Origin of the sequence: Pseudodesulfovibrio sp. 5S69, assembly GCF_037094465.1 — a bacterium.
GTDB lineage: Bacteria > Desulfobacterota > Desulfovibrionia > Desulfovibrionales > Desulfovibrionaceae > Pseudodesulfovibrio > Pseudodesulfovibrio methanolicus.
The window spans coordinates 2,368,509-2,392,030 of the sequence record NZ_CP146609.1; the positions used below are offsets into that span (position 1 = coordinate 2,368,509).

The window sequence follows — 23,522 nt, forward strand, 5'->3', positions numbered from 1 at the left end:
TATCCAGGCTCGTTGTCCCACAACGGTCTACGGGCGACGGCGGGAGAGATAGCCTTTGCTTCCTTCAAACGCGTCATCTGGACGTGAAGGAAGCCCGCAGAGGGCGGAAGAGAGGCCGCAAGCTGGTGAAACAACCGGGGAGACGGTTGGTTGCGGACAGGAACTAGGCGGGTGCGGCTGCCTCGTCACGGCAATTCAGCGTCAAAAAAAACCGCGCCGTCCGGAGGGACGGCGCGGGTCGTTTTGCTGTCTCAAGGCGCTTGCGCGGACTAATCGATGCGGTAGTGGCAGCCCTTGGTTTCCTTGTTGCGCAGGGCGGCCACGGTGATGATGTAGGCCGTCTGGGAGCCGTGGAAGAGATCGATGATGGACTTGCTCAGCGCTGTTTCGCGGTAGAAGTTCTGGAGGTTCTTGGTCAGCTTGCGCAGGTCGACGAAGGCGCGGTTCAGGCGGTTGCTCGACCGCGACACGCCCACGTAGTTCCACATGGTGTTGCGGATGTTGGCCCAGTCCTGGGAGATGAGGGCCGGGTCTTCGTCGCGGATGCCGTGCGGCACCCAGTCGGGGATGGAGTCCAGGAGCTTGCGGGACAGGCCCGAGGTGCGGTTGAGACGCATGGCCATGTCGTGTCCGGCGGAGTGCCCCCAGAGCATGCCTTCCAGCAGCGAGGTGCTGGCCAGGCGGTTGGCCCCGTGCACGCCCGTGCAACTGCATTCCCCGGCCGCGTAAAGTTGGTCCAGGGTGGTGCGGGCTCGGCTGTCCACCAGGATGCCGCCGCAGAAGTAATGCGCCGCCGGGACCACGGGGACCGGGTCCGTAGCCATGTTCAGCCCCATCTTGCGGCACTGGCCGGAGATGGTCGGGAACCGGGTGTCCACGTCCTGCTTGATCCCGGAGCAGTCCAGGTACACGCAGTCGTCGTCCGTGTTGAGCATCTCGTCCATGATGGCCCGGGTGACGATGTCGCGGGGCGCCAGGTCGGCGCGGGGGTCGTAGCGGGGCATGAAGCGCTCGCCGCGCGAGTTGACCAGGACGGCACCCTCGCCGCGCACGGCCTCGGAGACCAGGAAGCGGCGTTCGCCGCGCTTGTTGCCGCCGTACAGGGCCGTGGGATGGAACTGCACGTATTCGCAGTTCATCAGCCGGGTGCCCGCGCGGTGGGCCATGGCCAGGCCGGAGCCGATGGAGCCGCTGGTGTTGGTGGTGTGCAGGTAAATCTGCCCGATGCCGCCGGTGGCCAGCATGGTGAATTTGGACAGAATGGTCTCCACCTTACCTACCTGGTCGTTGTAGACGTAGGCCCCCACGCACTGGTTGGACAGGTTGTACTTGAAATCCAGGTGTCGGGCGTGGTGCTGGGTGGTCAGCAGGTCGATGGCCGTGCGTTGGGTCAGCACGCGGATGTTCGGATGCTTGAGCACGGCCTCGGCCAGCACATCCATGATATTCTTGCCGGTGTGGTCGTCGCAGTAGAGGATGCGGGGCAGGCTGTGGCCGCCCTCGCGGGTCAGGTACCAGTCGCCCGGTTTACGTTGGTTGAAGGGAATCTTGTACTTTTCGAGAAAGAGTTCCTTCAGCACTTCCGGTCCCTTGCGGGCGATATGGCGGACGGCGCGGCTGTAGTTGTGCTTCCAGCCAGCGGTCATGATGTCCTTTTCCAGGATTTTGGGATCGTCCTGCTCGTTGCGGTAGACGATGCCCCCCTGGGCAAGGGAAGTATTGCCGGTTTTCAGGTCGGCCCCGGCGGTGATGAGGATGACGTCGCGCCCCTGGTCGGCCAGGGTGAGGGCGGCTACGGAACCGGCAATGCCGGAACCAATGATTAACGCGTCTGATTGCAAACGAAAGTGATTCATGGCCATTGGTGTAGCACCATGTCCGCCTAGGAGCAAACGGCGAGCATGCGCTCCAGGGCCAGCTTGGCGGGCTCCTTCACGGCGTTGCTCACCGTGACGGGCGCGGCGGTGTCGAGGGTTTCAAGGGTATGCGCGAGATTCGCGAGCGTGGTTTTGCCCATGTCCTCGCACAGGGCGGTGAGCAGGGGCTTGATGGTCTTGCAGCCCGCGTACTGGGCGGCCAGCCGTTTGACCAGATTTTCTTCGGTGCCGATGTACACGGTGGACCCGGCCGGAGCCTCCTCCGCGTATTTGATCAGAAAGGTGGTGGACCCGTTTCCGTCGGCCTCGCGCACGATGGCCGGGTCGCATTCGGGATGGACCACGATCCTGGCCTCGGGCTCGATCTTGCGGATGCGGCGTACGGCGTTCAGGGTGAACTCCACGTGGATGGGACAGAAGCCGGGCCAGAGGATGAGCTTCTTGCCCTCGGCCGCGTCCGGGTTGACGGCCAGGGCCGGGTCGCCGTGGATGACGTCGCGGGGCAGGAGCAGGCGGTCCTCCCCGGGGATGCCGAGCACGTCGGCGGTGTTGTTGCCCAGGTGCTGGTCGGGCAGGAAGAGCACGGCGTCGCCCTGGGTGAGCGCCCATTCGAGCATGACCTTGGCGTTGGCCGAGGTGCACACCGAGCCGCCGTGTTCGCCGACCACGCCCTTCACGGCCGCGGATGAGTTGACGTAGGTCAGGGGCACGATCTTGCGCCCGCCTTCCTCCAGGATGCCCAGGGTCTTGCGCACGCGGCCCGCTTCGGCCATGTCGGCCATGGGGCAGGTGGCGGTGGCGTCCGGGATGTGGATTTTCTGGCCGGGCCGGCTCAGGATGGCGGCGGACTCGGCCATGAAGTAGACCCCGCAGAAGACCACGTGCTCGGCCGTCAGGCCGCTGATCTTGCGGGCCAGCTCCAGGGAGTCGCCGCGGATGTCCGTGCAGTCGATGACCGCGTCGGACTGGTAGTGATGGCCGAGAATGGCCAGTGAGTCGCCCCGCTCGTCCTTGATCCGAAAGATGGTTTCCTTGGCGTTTTCCACAGTGTTCCTCTTTATCGCAACGGCACGAATTGCATGCTGAAATCGGAGCTGGGCGCGGAGTGGGTCAGTTTGCCCACGGAGATGAAGTCCGGTCCGATCTCGGCAATGTCGCGGATGGTTTCCAGGGAGACGTTGCCGCTGATTTCCGTCTCGATGGCGTCGGGGACCATGGACAGGGCGGTCTTGGCGGTCTCCGCGTCCATATTGTCGAGCATGATCCTCTTTATGTCGCACTTGCACGCCTCGTCGACCTCTTCGAGCGTCCGGCATTCCACCTCGATGGGCGGGCAGGGCGAGTGGACGGTCTGGAGCTGGCGTACGGCCTCGGTGATGGACCCGGCCCGGTCGATGTGGTTGTCCTTGAGCATGAGCATGTCGGACAAGGTCAGGCGGTGGTTTTTGCCGCCCCCGGCCAGGACCGCGTATTTCTCGGGGAAGCGCAGGCCGGGCAGGGTCTTGCGCGTGTCGAGCAGGGTGGTCTTGGTGCCCTTGAGGGCCTGGACGTACTGCGCGGTCATGTTGGCGATGCCGGACAGGTGGCAGAGAAAGTTGAGCATGACCCGCTCGGCCTTGAGCAGTTGGCTGGCCGGGCCCTGGATGGCGGCGACCATGGTGCCTTCGGACACGGTCTCGCCGTCATCCACGTTGAGGTGCACCTGGCACTCCTGACCGCCGAACTCGAGCACGAGCGGGATGATCGGCAGGCCGGCCACAACGGTCTGTTGCTTGGCCACGATCATGGCCTGGGCCATGTCGGAATCGGTGAACAGCCCCTGGCTGGTCAGGTCCGAGCCGTCCTCTGCCAGGGCTATGCGGATGGTGGCCAGCAGGAACATTCTGGCCTCGGACTGGAAAAATTCGTCGAAAAGATTGGTGGGCATGGTTACTTCCATATATTTGCAGAGTAATGTTGGCAAGTAAGGCACGGACGATCTTTCGTCAAGGGGCGCGCCGGTTGATGAAATATTTCACATTAATATCACGTTGTCCAAGTTCGATTTCTTTGACCTGGAGCTCGATTTGGGCTAGGTATCCAGCCCATGAGCGTGAAAGAGGAATACACCCCTCGCAATGAGGAGGAAATGGACGGCATGGCGGCCGTGGACTTCGAATCGCAGCATCCCGCGGATGCCGCCGAGACGATCGAAGGACTGGATATTGCCGATCAGGTCAAGTTCATCAAGCAACTTCCCATCAAGGACGCGGCCGAGTCCATCGCGGAGATGGACGACCTTGACCAAAAAGCGCTCATCAGCAACCTGAACCGGGGGCTGGCCGCCCGTATAGTCGAGGAAATGGCCCCGGACGACGCCACCGATCTTCTGGACGGCCTGAGCGACGACCTGCAAAGGGCTCTGCTCAGCCGCGTAGCGGCCGAGGATCGCGCGGAGTTGAAGACGCTGCTGACCTTCGATCCGGACACCGCGGGCGGCGTCATGAACACCGAGGTTGTCATCCTCGACCAGGACCTGTCCGCGGACGAGGCCGTGGCCAAGATCCGCGAGGAGGTCGAGGACAAGGAGATTCCATACTACGCCTACCTGGTGGACAAGAAGGACCGGTTGGTGGGCGTGCTCTCTCTGCGCGACCTGCTGCTGGCCCGGCGCGGCGCGCAGTTGAAGGACCTGGTCAAGACCCAGAACCTCATCTCCGTGGGCTACAACGTGGACAAGGAAGAGGTGGCTCACCTCATCGCCCACTATAATTTTCTGGCCCTGCCCGTGGTCGATTTCGGCAATCGGCTGCTCGGCGTGGTCACGGTCGACGACGTCATCGACATCATCCATGAAGAGGCCTCCGAGGACATGCAGGCCATGGTCGGCGCGGGCGCGGACGAGACCACGGACTCTCCGTGGCTCTATTCCGTGCGTGTGCGTCTGCCCTGGCTGATCCTCAATGTTGTCTTCTCGGCCGTGTCGGCCTGGGTGGTCCATCTTTTCGAAGGCAACATAACCCAGATGGCCGTGCTGGCCGTGCTCATGCCCGTGGTCGCCAACCAGGCGGGCAATACTGGGCAACAGGCCCTGGCGGTCATGATCCGCCAGCTTGCCATGGAGCGTTTCGACCGCAAACGGGCCTGGATAGCCGTGGTTCGCGAGTTGCGCGTCGGGTTTCTGAACGGGGTGATTATCTCTTCCCTGGTCTTCTGCGTGGTCTTTGCGGCCACCCACAAGATATTGCTCGCTTCTGTCATGGGGTCGGCCCTCTGGCTGGACATGCTCCTCGGAGCCCTGGCCGGGGCGTCCATCCCCCTGCTGCTCAAGGAACTGGGACGCGACCCCGCCCAGGCGTCGAGCATCTTTCTGACCACCATCACGGACTCCATGGGCTTCTTCATCCTGCTCGGCCTGGCCGGGCTGGTCCTGCTCCACTGAGGAGACCCTGCACGGATGACAAAAGGGGCGCCCCGGATTTCCGGGGCGCCCCTTTTGTCTCGATTGCACGAAAGCTAGTCCAGGCCGAGGGAGGCGAGCAGGTCGTCCACGTCGTCCTGGTTGGCCCCTTCGGACGGGCCCTGGAGCTTGGAGGTGGCCTCGTTTCGGGCCTCCAGGGACAAGGCCTCGAAATCTTTTTCCGGTTCGACCTCGCGCTGGCGGATCATCAGGCCGGTGGAGAGCATGACCTCGCGGACGATCTGTTCGATCTGCCGGATGGAGTGGATGATCCGCTTGATGCGCTGCCCGGTCAGGTCCTGGAAGCTCAGCGAGACCATGATGTTGGACAGGTCGGTGCCGAGGGTGTTGTTGATCTCCTTGAGCCGCTCCCGGTCCTCCTTGGTCACGCCGCCGGATTCAAATCCCTTGACGATGGTGGACACGGAGCCTTGGAGGTCCTGGAGCTTTTCGACGATGTCGATGATCTCCACGGCGGCCTTTTCCGTGGTCTTCAGCACGGCGTCCAGCTGGTCCGAGGTCTCGGAGAAGAGTTCCTCGGGGTCGATGTCCGAGGTGATGCACTTGATCTCGGTGCCGCCCCTGGCCGCCTTGACCTCCTGGTAGATCTTCTTGAGGCCGCCCTGCAGGTCTTCGTTGACCCTGCGGTAGAATTCGCCTTCCATCAGCGCCTTGGTGAGGTTCCGGGCGATCTCCCTTTCGACGGCGGTCGCGATGGTCCCCTTGAGGGTGCTGACGAGCTCGTCGGAGACCTTGTCCATCAATTCCCTTACCAATTCTTCGTTGCTGGTCATGCGTGTTCTCCGGGAGAGGCTACATTTTGGAATTGCGGATCTGTTCCCGCTGTTCCTTGAAGACGAATTGCACGATGGCCTCCATGTCCGATCCGCGCAGGTCCACGAATTCGAAGCGGTACAGGCCGGTGTCCGGTTCCTGGTCGAGGATGCGCCCCTTGCTGCCGGCAAGGCGCAGGGGAGTCTGGCTGAGGTAGATGATCAGTTCCAGGGGGTCGCCCGGATGGAACTGCCTGGCGGAACGGAATTTCACGCCGGCGGCGGAAATCTCCATGACTTCCACGGGCAGGGAAAAGTCGACCTTGAACGTGTCCTGTCCGAGCATGGAAATGATCTGGTCGAGCTTGCGGTCCATCTCCACGAGGAAGCCGGTCACTTCCTCGGGAAGCTTGCTTTTCTTGACGAAGTCCTCGCGGGTGATCGGCTGGGGCATGGTGTCGCTGGTGAAGAGCTGGGGCGAGTCGATGGACTCCATGACCCGGGCCTGGGCCTTCAGCCTGACCTGTATCCGCGAAAACGAACGTTTCTCTTCACTCATGGAACCCCCTCGGGTTTAGGGCCTGCCGTTCTCATCCAGGTCGAGCGTCATGCACTTGACCGGGCAGACGCGGGTGCACATGCCGCAGGCCGAACACTTGTCCACGTCGAAGACGACTTTGAGGGTTTCGCGGTCCAGGGACAGAGCGTCCGTGGGGCACATGGCGGTGCAGACTCCGCAGTGGATGCAGGCTTCCTCGTCGCGGAATATCTTGTGCGCCACCGGGGTGATGCGCACGCCGTTTTCCTTGAGGTAGCCGATACCCTTGTGGAACTCGTCCTCCCGGCCCGAGACCTCGAGAGTCATGGTCCCTTCATGGCGCGGCGAGATGTCCGCCTTGAGGATGTTGAAGCTCAGGTTGAACTTGCGCAGCAGATTGCAGACCACGGGCCTGCCGGAGACCTCCGGGGGGAAGGAGAGGTAGACGATTTTCCTGAAACCATTCTTGACTTCGTTCATGGGACTGTCCTGAATGCCTCTATGGCACGTGCGACGCGGGGGCCGCAATTATTTCATTTTGTCCAACGACCGCTTGGCCTGGGTGGCCTCCACGGACTTGGGGAATTTCTTGATGATTTCCTCGAAGCGCATCTTGGCCAGCTCGGGCTTGCCCAGGTGTTCCCAGGAGTAGCCGGAGCGGAGCAGGGCGGCCTTGTACTTGGAGCTCTTCTGGTACTTCTCGATGACGTCCTCGTAGAGGATGACGGCCCGGGCGTAGTCCTTGAGCATGTAGTAGCACTGGCCTTGCCAGAACACGGCGCTGGGGGTGAAGGCGTGGCCCTTGAAGGTGTCGGTGAACTCGGCCCAGTAGGACCGGGCGCGCTCGTAGTTGCCTTCCTTGTACAGGGCGTAGGCCTTGTCGTAGAGGGCCTTGGCCGGGTCGGTGTCCGCCGGGGGGGCGGCCTGGTCGGCGGCGGCGCCGGGCTTGCCTACCTCGACCGTCTTGGCCGGGGCGGCGGGGGCGCCTTCCTCGGGCGCATCGGCTGGAGCTGCGGCGGCCGGGGCCGTCGCGGCCGTCACGCCGGTGGCCGCAGCGGCGTTGTTATCCTTGTTGATTTTGGGGAGGTCCACCTGGAGTTCGTTGACCATGGCGAATTCCACCTCGGACAGCCGCTGGGCCAGTTCCTGCACGGTCACGGAGGAGTCGGCCGCGCCGACTTGGCGGTCCATGCGGATGTTCAGGTTGTCCACCTCGCCGCGCATCTTGGCGATGTCGGCACGCAGGGACTGGATTTCGGCCCACATATCGGCGGACCGCTCGCGCAACGGGTCATTGGATTTCTCGATTTCGGCCTTGAGCTGCTGCTTGGATTCGGCCAGTTCGGCCTCCAGTTGGCGGATGCGGTTGAGGTCCTGCTGCCGGTCGGACTGCATGGCCTCCACATCGGTTCTGGTGGCGCAGCCGGCCAGGGCCGACAGGCTGATGAGGATTAAAACTATACCGAAAAGACTGACAATTTTCATCTTCATTGTAAGCTCCCTCTTTTTCTGCCGAGGAAAAGATACGTCAGAGCGCCGAGAATGGGAATAAAAATGCAGATCTGCATCCACAGGCTCTTTTCCGCCGAGGATTCGAAGTTCCGCTTCCAGACGTCCAGGATGGACCAGGCGCTGAAGGCGAAGCAGAGGCCGACGGCAATCAGCACGATGGCCCACTGGGTCGGGGTCAGGGCCGAGAAGTCTGCGAACATGGTACGTTCTCCTTGAGGTAAGGGCGTCACGCCCTTCGAGTGTCCCTGCGGTTGAGCAGCGTTGACACGATGATGCAGCCCGCGCCCACGGTCAGAGCGCTGTCGGCCACGTTGAACGCGGGCCAGTGGTAGCTGCCCGCGTAGAAATCGAGGAAGTCGATGACCGAACCGAGCCAGATGCGGTCGATGGCATTGCCCACGGCTCCGCCCGCGATCATGCCGAGTCCGGCTATCATCCAGCGGTCTCCGTCTCTGGTCAGCCGGATCATGTAGGCGATGACGGCGACGGCGACCAGGGATACGACGATGAACAGGGGCCGCTGCCAGTCGATGTTGTCGTCGTCCAGGAACCCCCAGGCCGCCCCCTTGTTCAGGACATGGACCAGGTTGAACAGGCCGGGAATGATTTCCCGGCCGGTCCACGGCTGCATGAGGTTGTGCACCAGGAGCTTGGTGATCTGGTCGAGCACCACCGTACCCGCCGCCCAGGTCGCTGCCAGTTTGTATCGGTTCATGGCCGTCCTAGCCCAGGGTCTTCAGCACTGCGGTGCAGCGCGGGCAGGCGTCGGGGTATTCCGGGTCGGTGCCCAAGTCCTCGGCGATGCGCCAGCAGCGTTCGCATTTCTCGCCCGGCGCGGCCTTCACGGCCACCTTGAGACCAGCCAGGTCCTCGCCTACGTAGGCGTCCGCCGGGGCGTTCTCCGGTTCGTCCAGGACCAGCTTGGAGATGATGAAGAACTCGCGCGGGTCGATGTCCTCGGTGGAGACCAGCTCGCGGATGTCCTTGTCTGCATACAGGGTCACCTGGGCGTCCAGGGACTTGCCGATGACCCGGTCCTTGCGCTTGGGCTCAATGGCCTTGTTGACCTCGGCCCGAACCAGGGCCAGCTTTTCCCAGCGGTCGCGCTCTGCGTCGGACAGTTCGGGCCGCTCGGGCGCGAAGCGCAGGGCGAAGACCGTCTTGTCCTGGGGCAGGGCGGCCTTTATGCCCTCGGGCAGGTCCTGGAAGGCCTCCTCGGCGGTGAAGGACAGGACCGGGGCCATATCCTCCAGAAGCATGAGCAGGATCTGCCAGAGCACGGTCTGGGCCGAACGGCGCTTGAGGCCGTCCTCTTCCTCCACGTACAGGCGGTCCTTGATGATATCGAGGTAGAAGGCGGACAGGTCGACCACGCAGAGGTTGTGCAGGGTGTGGTAGACCTTGTGGAACTCGAATTTGCGGTATGCCGTGCGGATGGCGTCGTGCTGGCGCACGACCATGTCCAGCGCGTAGCGGTCGAGCGGCGGCATGTCGGCCACGTCCACCTTGTGCGCCGGGTCGAAGTCGTTCAGGTTCGACAAAAGGTAACGGCAGGTGTTGCGGATGCGGCGGTAGGCGTCCACCAACCGGTTCAGGGTCTCGTCCGAGATGCGGATATCCTCCTGGTAGTTAGAGGCCGAGACCCACATGCGCAGGATTTCCGCGCCGAACCTGTCGATGATCTCCTGGGGCGCGAGGACGTTGCCGATGGACTTGGACATTTTCCGGCCCTCTGCGTCGACAACGTAGCCGTGGGTCAGGACGGTCTTGTAGGGCGGCACCTCGCGTGTGCCCACCGAGGCGAGCAGGGAGGAATGGAACCAGCCGCGATGCTGGTCCGAGCCCTCCAGATACAGGTCGGCCGGGAAGCGGGTCTCCTTGCGCTGCTCCACCACGGCGGCGTAGCTGGTGCCGGAATCGAACCAGACGTCCAGGATGTCGGTCTCGCGCTTCCAGTGATTCCCGCCGCACTTCGGGCAGGTCAGCCCCTCGGGCACGATCTCCTCGAGCGGGGCCTCGAACCAGTAGTCGCAGCCGGTCTCGTGCTTGGCGTACCTGTCGCAGATGTCGTAGACCCACTGGGCGTCGAACCAGGTCTCGTCGCAGTCCTCGCAGATCAGCGCGGAGATGGGCACGCCCCAGTTGCGCTGGCGTGAAATGCACCAGTCGGGCCGGTTCTCGACCATGGAGTAGATGCGCTCCTCGCCCCAGGACGGGACCCACTGCACTTCGTTGCGGATGGCGTCCAGGGCGCGCTTGCGCAGGTCGTTCTCATCCATGCCGATGAACCACTGGGTGGTGGCCCGGAAGATGACCGGTTGCTTGCAGCGCCAGCAGTGCGGATAGGAGTGAGTGATTTGCTCTGAGGCCATCAGGTTGCCCACCTCGGTCAGCTTCTCGATGACCTTGGGGTTGGCCTCCCAGACGTTCAGTCCGGCGAAGAATTCGACTTCGGGCAGGAACTGGCCCCGGTCGTTCATGGGCGAGTAGATCTCCAGCCCATAGCGCAGGCCGGTCTCGAAGTCCTCGCGGCCGTGCCCCGGAGCGGTGTGGACGCAGCCCGTGCCGGTGTCGAAGGTCACGTAGTCGGCCAGGACCACTGGGGACGGGCGGTCGTAGAGGGGGTGCTTGGCCTGCATGCCCTCGATTTCGGCGCCCCGGAAGGTGGCCACGATCTCGTACGATTCCCAGCCGAACTTGGCGGCGCAGGATTCGAGCAGAGCCTCGGCCAGGACATAGTAGGCGTCGCCCGTCTTGACCAGCACGTAGTCGAAATCCGGGTGCACGGCCACGGCCATGTTGTCCGGGATGGTCCACGGGGTGGTGGTCCAGATCAGGATGTACAGCTTGGAGACGTCGATGTCGGCGATCTTCTTGAAATTCTCATCGGCCATGGGGAAACGGACGTAGATGGACGGGGAGGTGTGGTCCTCGTATTCCACCTCGGCTTCGGCCAGGGCGGTGCGGCAGTCGCAGCACCAGTAGATGGGCTTCTTGCCCCGGACCACGCCGTCGCGCTCCATGAACCGGCCCAGTTCACGGGCGGTGGCCGCCTCGTACTCGGGTTTCATGGTCATGTACGGGTCGTCCCAGACGCCGAACACGCCCAGTCTTTTGAACTCCTTGCGCTGGGTGTCCAGCCACTTGGCCGCGTAGGAACGGCAGATCTTGCGGATGGTCAGCGTGTCCAGTTCCTTGTTTTTCTTCTTCAGCTCCTGCTCGACCTTGTGCTCGATGGGCAGCCCGTGGCAGTCCCATCCGGGCACGTACTCGGCCTTCTGGCCCTGGATGTTCCTGGACTTGACGATGATGTCCTTGAGGACCTTGTTCAGGGCGGTGCCCATGTGGATGTGGCCGTTGGCATACGGAGGACCGTCGTGCAGCACGTACCTGTCGTCGGCGTCTCCGGCGGCGACCATTTCGTCATAGGCCTTGATTTCCTCCCAGAACTTGAGCATTTCGGGTTCGCGCTGCTTGAGGTTGGCCTTCATGGGAAACGTGGTTTTGGGCAGGAGCAAGGTTTTTTTGTAATCGCTCATGGGTTTTCAAGTCCTCCGGGAACCGTATATTTCTTTAGATGATAGTGTCCGTTTTTATGAGACGGCGTAGATTGGTATAAGCCGGGCCGGAAGTCAAGCATTGCACGGCCTGGGCCGGGGGTTGCACAATGTTTACACAGCCTGCGAAACGTGCTTTTGTCACAGGTGGACGACAAGGTCCGGCACTGAAAAAAACGTGAATCAGGAGAGATGATGGGAGTACATAAACGCGAACGCGAGGCGGCCGAGGGCAAGGACCAGTACGTCAAAAAGAGTTCGGCCGTCATGCTGGCGGCCCTGGGTGTTTTGCTCGGGGCCTTCATCGGCAACGCCGTGACCATGCTCTACGTGGGGCAGCGGGATCAGCGGGTGAACGTGTCCACCCAGGCCACCCCCACCGAGTCTCCGGTGCCGCATTCGGCCGATCCCGAGGCGCTGGCCAGCATGGAAAACGCCGCGGCCGCCGATCCGACCAACGCGGACCTGTGGATACAGCTCGGCAATTTCTGCTTTGACCACAACCTGCCCGCACGGGCGGTCAATGCCTACGAGCGGGCCTTGGAACTGCGCCCCAACGAGGTCAACGTCTGGTCCGACCTGGGGGTCATGTACCGGCGCACCAAGCAGTTCAACAAGGCGGTGGACGCCTTCGGCCACGCCGCCGCCCTGGACAAGAGCCACATCACGTCCAGGTTCAACATGGGCATAGTCTACCTCCACGATCTGAATGACCCGGCGTCCGCGCTCAAGACCTGGAAGGGGGTCCTGGCCATCAACCCCGAGGCCAAGTCGCCCACTGGGCAGTCCGTGGCCGACATGGTTCGAGAGCTGGAAAAATAATTAAAGTTTAGCATGAAGAAAAAGGAGGCATGGATATCCATGCCTCCTTTTTTATTTGCTTTTATAATAATGGAATCAGGAAGGATCAGATGCCCGCGCCGTTTTCGAAGGTCTGTTCCAGGGCGCGCGTCTGGACGATCTGCGCCCCTGCCGGAACGTCGCGCACGATCCACACGTTGCCGCCGATGACCGCTTCGCGGCCGATGGTGATCCGGCCAAGGATGGTGGCTCCGGCGTAAATGATCACGTCGTCCTCCACGATGGGGTGGCGGGGCAGCCCCTTGATGAGCATCTCGTCATCGCCCTTGGGGAAGCTCTTGGCCCCCAGGGTCACGCCCTGGTATACGCGCACGTTGTCGCCGATGATGCAGGTCTCGCCGATGACCGTGCCGGTGCCGTGGTCGATGAAGAAGGACTTGCCGATGGTCGCGCCGGGGTGGATGTCGATGCCCGTGTCCGAGTGGGCCATCTCGCCGATGATCCGGGGGATGATGTCCACGCCGAGTTCGTACAGCTCGTGGGCGATGCGGTGGTTGGTCAGGGCCCGGATGGAGGGGTAGCAGAAGATGGTCTCACCGTGGGTCTTGGCCGCGGGGTCGCCGATGTAGGCCGCCTGCACGTCGGACAGCAGGTACTCCCTGATTTCGGGCAGCTTGGTGATGAATTTCTTGGCTATGGTCTTGGCCCGCTGCTCGCAGTCGTTGCACCGTTCTGTGGTGGTGGCGTCGCAGACGAAACAGTAGCCCCGGTTGATCTGGTCCGCGAGCTTGCGTTCCAGTTGGTCCAGGGTGGAGCCGATGTAGTAGGGCATGGTGTCCGGGGTGATCTCGGACGGACCGAAATAGCCGGGAAACAGGACACAGCGCAGGTCCTCGACGATCCCGCGCAGGATGTCTACCGAGGGCATGGGCGCCTCGCCGGCCCTGCGGTGCGAGCGCGGGCCCTTGTCTCCGGACTCCACGAGGAGCGCGACCACATCCGCCAATGTGTAGTCTTCACTGGTCATGGAATCTCCTCTAGCTGAAGAGCGGGGTGCTCAGGTACCGTTCGCCGGTGTCGCAGACGATGAAGACGATCATCTTGCCCGCGTTTTCTTCGCGTCGGGCCAATTCCAGGGCCGCCGCGCAGTTGGCCCCGGACGAGATGCCGCAGAGGATGCCTTCCTCGCGCATGAGCCGCTTGGCCATCTCCATCGCGTCGTCGTTCTTGACTCGGATGATCTCGTCGATGATGTCCGTGTTCAGCGTGCCGGGCACGAAGCCCGCGCCGATGCCCTGGATGGCGTGGGGGCCGGGCTCGCCGCCGGACAGGACCGGGGAGGCGTCGGGCTCCACGGCCACGGCCCGGACTGCGGGATTTCGGGCCTTGAGGGCCTCGGCCACGCCGGTCAGGGTGCCGCCGGTGCCCACGCCGGCCACGAAGATGTCGACCTTGCCGTCCGTGTCCTCCCAGATCTCGGGGCCCGTGGTCTTGCGATGGGTCTCGGGGTTGGACGGGTTCTCGAACTGCATGGGCATGAAGGCGTTGTCCGTCTCCTCGACGATCTTCCTGGCCCGCGCTATGGCTCCTTTCATGCCCTCGGCGGCCGGGGTCAGAACCAGTTCCGCGCCCAGCCCATGGAGCAGCTTGCGGCGTTCCGTGGACATGGATTCGGGCATGGTCAGGATCAGGCGCATGCCCTTGACGGCGCAGATGAAAGCCAGGCCGATGCCGGTGTTGCCGGACGTCGGCTCCACCAGGACCGCGTTTTCATCAATGGTCCCGTCCGCAAGGGCGGTCTCGACCATGTTCACGCCGATGCGGTCCTTGACCGATCCGCACGGGTTGTAGAATTCGAGCTTGGCGACCACGTCGGCCTTGAGGCCGTCCGCGAGGCTGTTCAGGCGGACGAGGGGCGTCCGGCCGATGAGATCCGTCATTGTGTCGGCTATTTTCATGATTACTCCGAAAAGCTTTTGGTGCAGGCCGGGGCCTGTTTTTCCGCCGAAAACGGCGAGAGTTTACGCAGGTTCTTAATGATGGGTGGCAGGCTCTCGATGACGAAATCGATCTCCTTCTCGGTGTTGAACCGGCTCAGTGAGAAGCGGATGGACCCGTGGGCGAAGGTGAAGGGCACGCCCATGGCTCGGAGCACGTGGGACGGCTCCAGGCTGCCCGAGGTACAGGCCGAGCCGGAGCTGGCCGCGATGCCCAACTGGTCCATCATCAGCAGGATGGCCTCGCCCTCCACGTAGCCGAAGGAGATGTTCGAGGTGTTGGGCAGGCGGTGTTCCGGGTCGCCGTTGAGCTTGGCATCCGGAACCGCTTCGAGCAGGCCTTTCTCCAGCTTGTCGCGCAGCCGTTTGACCTCGGTGTTCTCCTCGACCATGTGCTCGCGGGCCAGTTCGCAGGCCTTGCCCAGGGCGATGATGCCCGTGGTGTTCTCGGTGCCCGCGCGGCGGCTGCGCTCCTGGTGTCCGCCGATGAGGAAGGGGCGGAAGGGCAGACGCTTGCGCACGAACAGGGCGCCCACGCCTTTGGGGGCGTGCAGCTTGTGGCCGGACAGGGAGAGCATGTCCACCGGGACCTTGGACAGGTCGATGTCCACCTTGCCCACGGCCTGGACCGCGTCGGTGTGGAAGAAGACGTCGTGCTCCTTGGCGATCTTGGCCATCTCTTCGATGGGATAGATGTTGCCGGTCTCGTTGTTGGCCCACATGACCGAGACGACGGCCGTGTCCGGGCGCAGGGCGGCCTTGTATTCCTCAAGGTCCAGGCGACCGTATTCGTCGGTGCCGAGGTAGGTGACCTCGTAGCCGTCCTTCTTTTCGAGAAACTTGCACAGGCTCAGGATGGCCGGGTGCTCCACGGCGGTGGTGATGATGTGCCGCCGGTCGGGCCGGGCGTTCAGGGCCGAGCGGATGGCCGTGTTGTCGGATTCCGAGCCGCAGGAGGTGAAGATGATCTCCTCGGGCTCGCAGCCGAGGAGTCCGGCCACCGAGGCGCGGGCCTCCTTCAGCGTAACCCCCACCTGACCGCCGAAGCGGTGCATGGAGGAGGGGTTGCCGTACAGTTCGGTGAAATAGGGTTTGATGGCCTCGAACACGATCGGGTCCACCTGCGTGGTGGCGTTGTTGTCCAGATAGATGGTATCCATGGATCAGCCCTCCCGGACCTTCAGGCCGGGGTCGACCTTTTCCTTGAGAGCGGTTTCCACCAGCCCGTTGAGGGTCGCCTGGCTGGACGGGCAGCCCGAGCACATGCCCAGGAAGCGGACCACCACCGTGTCGCGGTCGATGTCCACCAGCTCGATGTTGCCGCCGTCCGCCTTGAGCTTGGGGCGGACATCGTTGTCGATGACCGATTCGATGAGGTGCATGCGCTGGATGTTGGTCATGCCCTCGGCCGGGTAGGCGGGCTTGTCGGACGGGGTGGGGCAGACGCCCTCGCCGTGGGCCTCGGCCAGCAGGCGTTCGAGGTCGGGAATGCATTTGCCGCATCCGCCGCCCGCCTTGGTGAAGTTGGTCACGTCCTCCACGGTCTTGAGATCGTTGACCTTGATGGCTTCGAGAATCTCCTCGTCGAACACGCCGAAACATTCGCAGATGAGTTCGCCTTCGTGGGAGTGCTCCGCCTTGGACGGGGCCTCGCCCCGCATGTTTTTGATGGCCTGCTCCAGGGCCTCCTGGCCCATGACCGAGCAGTGCATCTTTTCGCGCGGCAGGCCGCCCAGGTATTCGGCGATGTCCTTGTTGGTGATCTTTTCCGCCTCTTCCACGGTCTTGCCGATGAGCAGTTCCGTCAGGGCGGAGCTGGAGGCGATGGCGCTGGCGCAGCCGAATGTCTGGAACTTGGCGTCGGTGATCTTCCCGTCGCCGTCGACCTTGATGTACAGGGTCAGGGCGTCTCCGCAGGCCAGCGAGCCGACTTCGCCGACCCCGTCGGCGTCCTCGATGGTGCCGACGTTGCGCGGGTTGAGGAAGTGGTCCTTAACTTTGTCGGTATATTCCCACATATTTTCTCCGGAAGGGCTGAAGATGTCTGAACAGTTGCAACAAGTGTGATACGATCATATTCTTGTACAATAAGTCCCACCGCACCGACTGTAAAGTCTTGAGGTCCGATTACAGCGACATGATCCCCGGAATCTGGGCCGCCTTTTCGTAGACGGCCATGACGTCTTCTGCGGAACACATGGTCGAAGTCATTGTCACGCTGGTATATTTTCCTGTCCGGGACTGGCGGGTTTCGAGTTTTTCCGAAGCGAAAAGCGCCTGGAACCGGTCGAAACTCCCCGCCGGGACAATGAACTTGTAGACGTACGGGCACGGCCATTGATGGTGTTCGTCAAGAGCCTGCTTGAATTGTTTCGATTTGTCGGACATAAGATTCTCCTGTCTCGTTTTTAGCGAAACGGTCTATAGGGGGGTTGTTTCCGGCATGTCAAACCAGGCAGGAGTATACCCCAAAGAACCAACTATTCCAACAAAATGGTTTTTTAATCATGCAATTTATAACATCATTCCGGAACAAGCTGGGATATGGTCCAAATCTTGAGAAGGGGCGCGGACAGCGTCTGGAGCCGCATAAGGAAGTGAAATGAGCGATATCGTAGACGTTCTCGTCGTCGACGACGAACGGATCAATCTCAAGCTGGTCGAGGGCATCCTCCGGGGGCAGGACCTCAACCTGAAAATGGCCACGTCCGGTGCGGAGGCCTTGAAGATGATTCCGGACCACGATTTCGCCGTGGCCCTGCTGGACGTCATGATGCCGGGCATGGACGGCTTCGAATTGGCAGAGCGGCTCAGGAGTTCGGAAGCCACCCGGAATATCCCGATTATCTTCATCACCGCCATCAGCAAGGAACAGCGGCACGTATTTCACGGTTACGAATTGGGCGCGGTGGACTACCTGTTCAAGCCGGTGGAACCGGAGATCCTGCGCGGCAAGACCAATATTTTCGCGGAGCTGCATAGGCACAAGCGGTCCCTGTTGGAGACCACCCGGCGGCTCGAAGCCACGGTCGAGGAGCTTAAGGCATCCCAGGATGCCCTGGCCCGGTCCGAGGAACGCTACCGCATGGTGGCGGACTACAACTACGACTGGGAGAGCTGGATCGGTCCGGACGGCACGCTTCTTTATATTTCCCCTTCGTGTGAGCGGATCAGCGGGTATTCGCCCCAACGGTTTCTTGACGAGCCGGACATGATGCAGCGCATCATCAACCAGGAGGACCTGACCCGTTGGATTCAGTTCATGCAGGACAACACCGTGGGCGACGAGGAGAGCCTCGACTTCCGGATCAGCGACGTCAACGCCAGGACCAAGTGGCTGAGCCTGGTCCGACACTCCATCTTTTCTGACAAGGGCGCGCCGCTGGGCATCCGGCTGAGCATGCGCGACATCACCAACCGCAAGCTCATCGAGAGCAAGCTGAAGCACAGCGCCTTCCACGACACCCTGACCGGACTGCCCAACCGGGCCCTGTTCCTGGAGCGGTTGAATCGGGCGGCGGAGCGGTGTTCGCGCACCGGCGAGCATTTCGCGGTCCTGTTCATCAACATGGACCGATTTCAGGCGGTCAACGACCACTACGGGCACAGCGTGGGCGACAAGCTCATGGTCCGGCTCGGGGTCAAGCTCCAACAGACGGTCCGGCCCATCGACACCGTGGCCCGGTTCGGCGGCGACGAGTTCGGCGTGCTCCTCGAAGACATACCCAGGCGGAGCGAAATCAGGAGCCTCATCCGCAAGATATTCGACTCCTTCAAGGAGCCCGTGGAGGTTGACGGCATCACTTTCGCCCTGTCGGCCAGCATCGGCTACGACATCGGCTCCGGCATGGACGTCGATGCCGAAGAGGTCGTGCACAACGCCCAGGTGGCCATGAACGAGGCCAAAGAGGAGGGTAAAAACCGGATCACGGCCTACGACAAGCGCATGCGCGAGGGCATGATCAATGTTCTGGCCGTGGAAAACGAACTCAACCGCGCCCTGGAGGCCAAGGAGTTCTCCGCCTACTACCAACCCATCGTCAACCTGGCCGACGGCAGCCTGTACGGGTTCGAGGCCCTGGCCCGGTGGAACCACCCCGAGCGCGGCTTGGTCAGTCCCGGGGAATTCATCCCCGTGGCCGAGGAGACCGGGCAGATCGTGAACCTCGGGGCCCAGATCCTGGAAGAAGCCTGCATGGCCATGCAGGAATGGACCAGGCTGTACCCGGCGGCGGAGAACCTGACCATGGCCGTGAACATCTCGGCCAAGCAGTTCGCCGAAAGCACCCTGGCGGGCGATGTCGAGCGCATCCTGGGGCAGTCCGGGCTGCGGCCCGACAGGCTGAAGCTGGAAATCACCGAAACCGTGGTCATGCTCGACGCCATGAAGTCCGTAAACCAATTGAAGGTGTTGAAGAATCTCGGCATTCTCCTGTCCATCGACGACTTCGGCACCGGGTATTCGTCCATGAGCTATCTGCAGAAATTCCCCACGGATCAGCTCAAGATCGACCTGAGCTTTGTCCAGCGCATGGAGTCCACCCCGGAGAACATCGAGATCATCCGGGCCATCGTGAACATGGCCCATTCTCTGCGGCTGCGGGTCGTGGCCGAGGGCATCGAGACGGAGCGCCAAAGGGACTTGCTTTATTCCCTGCAATGCGATTACGGTCAGGGCTACTTGTATTCGCGGCCGCTCCCTCGTGCCGCGGCAGAAGAGTTCGTCAAGGATTCCGAGTAGATTTACCGGCATTTCACCTGTCTCAATCACTGGAGCTTTTCCCAATGAATCTCAGCGCACCGCAACTGCTCACCTGGATCGTCGGCGTCATCATCGGCCTTCTCGGCATACTCATACAGATCGACGTCATGTCCATTCCGGTCCTCGAAAACATGGTCCGGCCCTTTTGGCTCGTGTCCACCGGGTTCGTCATACTGGCCATATCCAACCTCTTCCGCAGTCTTTAGGGAGAGCCGATTTCACCGTGCCATTCAGGGGCTTGACGAAAAATCGTCAAGCCCCTGTTTTTTTCCCCGTGGGTGTTGTAAAGTGTATTGGTAATCACTACTGATATAGTGTTGCTTTGACGGTTGATTCGCAAAGGAGGGTTAGCGTCAATGGCTGATTTGAAACGATGGAGCCGAAATGAGATTTCGCGCATGCGCAGTGACGTGGACCGGCTCTTTGACGATCTGTGCGCCGACTTCAACCTGCCTTCCATGTTCTGCCGCATGGCGGGCGACCTCACCCTTGAGCAAGAGGGAGAGACGCTGCTGGTCAGGCTCGAACTGGGCAATATGGACCCGGACGACGTGCATGTCTCGGTGATGGACAGGCAGCTCTCCATCGTCGCGGAGACCCGCGAGTCCGGTCCCGGACACACCAGCACCCACAGCTTCCACAAGGAACTGCGCCTGCCGTGCCGCATCGACACCGGCAGCGTCAGCGCGGAGTTCGCTGACGGCGTACTCGTGGTCAGGCTGCCCAAGTGCGCGGTCCAGTCAGGACAAAAAGTTGCAATTTCCCGGAAATAACCTACGGAGACGGATTCATGGTCAAGAAAAGCACTGCATTCGAAGTTCCCGTTGAAAAGCTCAAGTGGACCCCGGGCCCCGACCAACTGTCCATCAAGACGACCGACGATCTGGAACCCCAGAAGGACATCATCGGCCAGAAGCGCGGCGTCGAGGCCTTTCGCTTCGGCCTGGGCATGGTCAAGAAAGGCTATAATATTTTCGTCACGGGCCAGCCCGGCCTCGGCCGGTTGTCCTCGGTGCGCAAGCTCCTGGGCGAGATGGGCGACGGCCGCGCGACCCCCAGCGATATCTGCTACGTGAACAACTTCAAGCATCCCGAGGCGCCCATCCTGCTCCGTTTCGAACCGGGGCAGGGCGACCGCTTCAAGAAGGACATGCAGAAGTTTCTGGACAACATCAAACGCGAGGTTCCGCAGCTCTTCGAGAGCGAGGAGTACATCGCCCGCAAGAACGAGATCGCCGAGGCCCACGAGAAGAAGGTCATGGGCTTCTACAAGGCCATCGAGGACCAGGTAAAGGATACCGGTCTGGTGGTGGTCCGCATGCAGATGGGCCCCATCCAGCGGCCCGATGTTGTCCCCCTGGTGGACGGCGAGCCCAAGCGCATGATCGAGCTGGAGGAGCTGGTCGACAAGGGCCGTTTCCCCCGCGACGAGTTTGAAAAATTGCGCGACAAGCGGCTGGAACTCAAGGAGGAGATCGACCACATCGTCCAGGAGCTCAAGGAACTCCAGAAGGAAGTGGGCGAGAAGCACCGCGAGGTGGATAAGCTCATGTTCCTGGCCCTGGCCCAGGAGTTCGTCAAGCCGGTGCGCGAGGAGTACCCCGACGGCAAGATATCGAGATACCTGGACTCCGTGCTCGACAACATGGTCGAGGACCTGGATTCCATCAAGGCCCTGGGCGGCCCCGGCCAGCCCGGCCCGATACCCGGCATGATCATGCCCGGACCACCTCCGGAGATGGTCTTCCAGCCGTACCAGGTCAACCTGCTGGTGGACAACACCGAGACCCAGGGGCCGCCGGTCATCGTGGAGTCCTATCCCACCTACCGCAACCTGTTCGGCTCCATCGAGCGGGTCATGGACCGCATGGGCGGCTGGCACACGGACTACACCAAGATCAAGGCGGGCTCCTTCGTCAAGGCCAACGGCGGCTACCTGGTCATCAACCTGATGGACGCCATCATGGAGCCGGGCGTGTGGCAGACCCTGAAACGGGCGCTCAAGACCGAAAAGATCGAGATCGAGACCTTCGATCCGTACTACTTCATCAGCGCCACGGGGTTGAAGCCCGAACCCATCGAGATGGCCGTCAAGGTTGTCGTGCTCGGCAGCCCGTACCTCTACGCCATGCTGCGCAACTACGACGAGGACGTGCCCAAGATCTTCAAGGTCCGGGCCGACTACGAGTCGAGCATGGACGTGACCGACGAGTCGGTGCTCGAAGTGGCCCGGTTCGTCAAGGGCGAGGTGGACCGCAACGGCCTCAAGCCCTTCGACCAGTCCGGCGTGGCCGCCGTGCTGGAGGAGGGCATCCGCTGGGCTGGCAGGCAGGAGAAGATCACCACGGCCTTCCCGGGCCTGGGCGACCTCCTGAGCGAGGCCGACTACTTCGCGGGCCGCGCCAATGCCGAAACGGTCAGCGGCGAGCACGTCAAGGAGGCCATCGAGGCCAAGGTCTACCGCTCCAACCAGGTGGAGGAGCGCATCCAGGAGATGATCGACCGAGGTAGCCTGTTCGTGGACACGGACGGCGAGGTGGCGGGCCAGGTCAACGGTCTGGCCGTGTATTCCTTAGGCGACTATATGTTCGGTAAACCTTCAAGGATTACGGCGGTTACGTCGCTCGGCAAGGAAGGAATCATCAATATCGAGCGCGAAGCGGACATGTCCGGCCCGACCCACAACAAGGGCATGCTCATCCTGTCCGGGTTCCTGCGCAGCCGGTTCGCCCAGGACAAGCCCCTGTCGCTTGCGGCCAGCATCGCCTTCGAGCAGTCCTACGGCGGCATCGACGGCGACTCGGCCTCGTCCACGGAGCTCTACGCCCTGTTGTCGAGCCTGTCCGGGGTGCCCATCCGCCAGTACATCGCGGTCACCGGCTCGGTGAACCAGTACGGCGAGGTCCAGCCCATCGGCGGCGTGAACCAGAAGATCGAAGGGTTCTTCCTGTGCTGCAAGCACGCGGGCCTGACCGGCAAACAAGGCGTCATGATCCCGTATCCCAACATCAAGGACCTGATGCTCCGCGACGAGGTCATCGATGCGGTCAAGGACGGCAAGTTCCACATTTGGGCCGTGAAGACCATCGACGAGGGCATCGAGATACTGACCGGCATGAAGGCGGGCGTCCGCAAGGCGGATGGCACGTATCCTGCCAAGACCATTAATAAATTGGTGGATGACAAACTGAAGGGGTTGGCCGACAAGCTGGCCGCCTTCGGCAAGGACGAAAAGGACGAGAAGAAGTCCTCCGCCAAGAAAACGACCAAGAGCAAGCCCGCCAAGAAATAGGGCGGCGTGCTCATTCGATCACAACAAAAGGGTTGCGATACGTCGCAACCCTTTTTCGAGGTTTGCATGAATCTGCTGCGTCTGAATATCTGGAGGAAATGCATCCTGGGCGGCTTTGTGGCCGCCGTGGTGCTCATGTTCGCCATTGATTGGGGCTACCATTTCAACATCGGCCATGTAGTCCGGCTGTTCGTCGGGGCCGCCGCCCTGTGGCTTGTCGTGGACCGGCTTTAAGCCGGTTCGATCATGGTTGATCGCCCGGCATACGGATGTTTCCGGCCGTCCTGATCACGCCTCGGGCGGGAATGTCTCGGCCACGATCCGGGCCGCGTCGTCCAGCCACGCGCGCCGTTCCTCCGGGGTGGAGGTGCAGACGATCCGGAACACGTGCCGGGTGACGTGCTGTATCCCGCACAGGCCGAAGACGCAGTCCTTCCATATCCGCTCCAGCGGATCGCCGAAGACCGTGTCCTCGCGGTTTGCTTCCGTGTTCGAGGTGTTGAACACGATGGCCCTGTCCGCCTTGAGCAGGCCGACGGGCACGCCCTCGCCGCCGTCCTCCCCGACGAACTCGTAGGCCGTGCCGGGCCGCATGACCCGGTCCACCCATCCGGCCAGAACGGCCGGGGGCATGCCCCACCAGTTGGGATGGACGATGACCAGGCCGTCGGCCAGGGCCGCCTCTTCGCAGTGGCGGGCCACATCGTCGGGCAGGGTCGCCCGGCGCGGGATTTCCCCGGCGGGCAGCAGAGAATCGAACCTTTCGGCATGGAGGTCGTGAAAAAGGACTTCGTGGCCGTTCTCTTCCAGGGTCCGCCGCGCGGCGGCCGCGATGGCGTGGTTCAAGCTGTTCGGGTCCGGATGGGCCAGGATCAGGAGTATGCGCATGGTCGCCTTCCTTGGGATTTTGCCATCCAATAGGCGGAGTTGAACGGAATGGCAAGTTTCTTTCGGGAAAGTGCTTGACCTTTCGA

At 62.2% G+C, this 23,522-nt stretch carries 23 protein-coding genes; 7 read left to right on the forward strand and 16 right to left on the reverse strand.

Annotation, left to right across the window (positions count from 1 at the left end):
* Nucleotides 1-269: 269 nt before the first annotated feature.
* Genes nadB through nadC form a run of 3 tightly spaced genes read right to left on the reverse strand, consistent with a single transcriptional unit; the run spans nt 270 to nt 3,804 of the window.
* Nucleotides 270-1,856: an L-aspartate oxidase gene (gene nadB, locus V8V93_RS11230; RefSeq protein WP_338670186.1), complete on the reverse strand. Its 1,587-nt coding sequence runs from the start codon at nt 1,854-1,856 to the stop codon at nt 270-272.
* 26 nt (nt 1,857-1,882) lie between these two features.
* Complete coding sequence (gene nadA / locus V8V93_RS11235; RefSeq protein WP_338666762.1) at nt 1,883-2,923, reverse strand: quinolinate synthase NadA; 1,041 nt, start codon at nt 2,921-2,923, stop codon at nt 1,883-1,885.
* Between the two features lie 11 nt (nt 2,924-2,934).
* Nucleotides 2,935-3,804, reverse strand: a complete 870-nt coding sequence (nadC, locus tag V8V93_RS11240; protein WP_338666763.1) for a carboxylating nicotinate-nucleotide diphosphorylase — start codon at nt 3,802-3,804, stop codon at nt 2,935-2,937.
* A gap of 159 nt (nt 3,805-3,963) precedes the next feature.
* Between nadC and mgtE the strand changes: the two genes are divergently transcribed.
* A complete protein-coding gene (mgtE, locus tag V8V93_RS11245; RefSeq protein WP_338666764.1) occupies nt 3,964-5,298 on the forward strand; it encodes a magnesium transporter in 1,335 nt (444 codons plus the stop codon).
* Nucleotides 5,299-5,372: 74 nt separating this feature from the next.
* Here mgtE and V8V93_RS11250 read toward each other — a convergent pair whose 3' ends face one another.
* Genes V8V93_RS11250 through ileS form a run of 7 tightly spaced genes read right to left on the reverse strand, consistent with a single transcriptional unit; the run spans nt 5,373 to nt 11,678 of the window.
* Nucleotides 5,373-6,110, reverse strand: coding sequence for a protein phosphatase CheZ (locus V8V93_RS11250; RefSeq protein ID WP_338666765.1), 738 nt, complete (start codon nt 6,108-6,110; stop codon nt 5,373-5,375).
* A gap of 19 nt (nt 6,111-6,129) precedes the next feature.
* The gene (locus tag V8V93_RS11255) at nt 6,130-6,648 is read right to left on the reverse strand and encodes a PilZ domain-containing protein (protein ID WP_338666766.1); all 519 of its coding nucleotides are present in this window, start codon (nt 6,646-6,648) and stop codon (nt 6,130-6,132) included.
* Nucleotides 6,649-6,663: 15 nt separating this feature from the next.
* On the reverse strand, nt 6,664-7,107 hold the full coding sequence (locus tag V8V93_RS11260) for an NIL domain-containing protein (RefSeq protein ID WP_338666767.1): 444 nt from the start codon (nt 7,105-7,107) through the stop codon (nt 6,664-6,666).
* Nucleotides 7,108-7,155: 48 nt separating this feature from the next.
* The gene (locus tag V8V93_RS11265; RefSeq protein ID WP_338666768.1) at nt 7,156-8,118 is read right to left on the reverse strand and encodes a tetratricopeptide repeat protein; all 963 of its coding nucleotides are present in this window, start codon (nt 8,116-8,118) and stop codon (nt 7,156-7,158) included.
* Complete coding sequence (locus V8V93_RS11270) at nt 8,115-8,339, reverse strand: PLD nuclease N-terminal domain-containing protein (protein WP_338666769.1); 225 nt, start codon at nt 8,337-8,339, stop codon at nt 8,115-8,117. Before V8V93_RS11270 ends, V8V93_RS11265 begins: the two co-directional genes overlap by 4 nt.
* Nucleotides 8,340-8,365: 26 nt before the next feature.
* A complete protein-coding gene (gene lspA, locus V8V93_RS11275) occupies nt 8,366-8,854 on the reverse strand; it encodes a signal peptidase II (RefSeq protein ID WP_338666770.1) in 489 nt (162 codons plus the stop codon).
* 7 nt (nt 8,855-8,861) lie between these two features.
* Complete coding sequence (ileS, locus tag V8V93_RS11280) at nt 8,862-11,678, reverse strand: isoleucine--tRNA ligase (protein ID WP_338666771.1); 2,817 nt, start codon at nt 11,676-11,678, stop codon at nt 8,862-8,864.
* A 213-nt stretch (nt 11,679-11,891) separates the two neighbouring features.
* Here ileS and V8V93_RS11285 point away from each other — a divergent pair, with 213 nt between their 5' ends.
* On the forward strand, nt 11,892-12,518 hold the full coding sequence (locus V8V93_RS11285) for a tetratricopeptide repeat protein (RefSeq protein WP_338666772.1): 627 nt from the start codon (nt 11,892-11,894) through the stop codon (nt 12,516-12,518).
* A gap of 85 nt (nt 12,519-12,603) precedes the next feature.
* Here the strand turns inward: V8V93_RS11285 and epsC are convergent, their stop codons facing one another.
* The 5 genes from epsC to V8V93_RS11310 all read right to left on the reverse strand — a co-directional run bounded on the left by epsC (nt 12,604) and on the right by V8V93_RS11310 (nt 16,882).
* On the reverse strand, nt 12,604-13,524 hold the full coding sequence (gene epsC / locus V8V93_RS11290; RefSeq protein ID WP_338666773.1) for a serine O-acetyltransferase EpsC: 921 nt from the start codon (nt 13,522-13,524) through the stop codon (nt 12,604-12,606).
* A 10-nt stretch (nt 13,525-13,534) separates the two neighbouring features.
* Nucleotides 13,535-14,455, reverse strand: a complete 921-nt coding sequence (cysK, locus tag V8V93_RS11295; protein WP_338666774.1) for a cysteine synthase A — start codon at nt 14,453-14,455, stop codon at nt 13,535-13,537.
* 2 nt (nt 14,456-14,457) lie between these two features.
* Nucleotides 14,458-15,654, reverse strand: coding sequence for a cysteine desulfurase NifS (gene nifS / locus V8V93_RS11300; protein ID WP_338666775.1), 1,197 nt, complete (start codon nt 15,652-15,654; stop codon nt 14,458-14,460).
* A gap of 3 nt (nt 15,655-15,657) precedes the next feature.
* A complete protein-coding gene (gene nifU / locus V8V93_RS11305) occupies nt 15,658-16,512 on the reverse strand; it encodes a Fe-S cluster assembly protein NifU (protein ID WP_338666776.1) in 855 nt (284 codons plus the stop codon).
* A 109-nt stretch (nt 16,513-16,621) separates the two neighbouring features.
* On the reverse strand, nt 16,622-16,882 hold the full coding sequence (locus tag V8V93_RS11310; protein WP_338666777.1) for a DUF493 family protein: 261 nt from the start codon (nt 16,880-16,882) through the stop codon (nt 16,622-16,624).
* A 214-nt stretch (nt 16,883-17,096) separates the two neighbouring features.
* On the opposite strand from V8V93_RS11310, the gene V8V93_RS11315 reads away from it, so the two are divergent.
* From V8V93_RS11315 to V8V93_RS11335, 5 genes are all read left to right on the forward strand, one after another.
* On the forward strand, nt 17,097-19,235 hold the full coding sequence (locus V8V93_RS11315) for an EAL domain-containing response regulator (RefSeq protein ID WP_338666778.1): 2,139 nt from the start codon (nt 17,097-17,099) through the stop codon (nt 19,233-19,235).
* Nucleotides 19,236-19,279: 44 nt separating this feature from the next.
* Nucleotides 19,280-19,462, forward strand: coding sequence for a hypothetical protein (locus V8V93_RS11320; RefSeq protein WP_338666779.1), 183 nt, complete (start codon nt 19,280-19,282; stop codon nt 19,460-19,462).
* 192 nt (nt 19,463-19,654) lie between these two features.
* Nucleotides 19,655-20,029, forward strand: coding sequence for an Hsp20/alpha crystallin family protein (locus tag V8V93_RS11325; protein ID WP_338666780.1), 375 nt, complete (start codon nt 19,655-19,657; stop codon nt 20,027-20,029).
* Between the two features lie 17 nt (nt 20,030-20,046).
* Nucleotides 20,047-22,548: a Lon protease family protein gene (locus tag V8V93_RS11330; RefSeq protein WP_338666781.1), complete on the forward strand. Its 2,502-nt coding sequence runs from the start codon at nt 20,047-20,049 to the stop codon at nt 22,546-22,548.
* Between the two features lie 66 nt (nt 22,549-22,614).
* On the forward strand, nt 22,615-22,782 hold the full coding sequence (locus tag V8V93_RS11335) for a hypothetical protein (protein ID WP_338666782.1): 168 nt from the start codon (nt 22,615-22,617) through the stop codon (nt 22,780-22,782).
* A 54-nt stretch (nt 22,783-22,836) separates the two neighbouring features.
* Here V8V93_RS11335 and V8V93_RS11340 read toward each other — a convergent pair whose 3' ends face one another.
* Nucleotides 22,837-23,436, reverse strand: coding sequence for an NAD(P)H-dependent oxidoreductase (locus tag V8V93_RS11340; RefSeq protein WP_338666783.1), 600 nt, complete (start codon nt 23,434-23,436; stop codon nt 22,837-22,839).
* Nucleotides 23,437-23,522 lie beyond the last annotated feature (86 nt).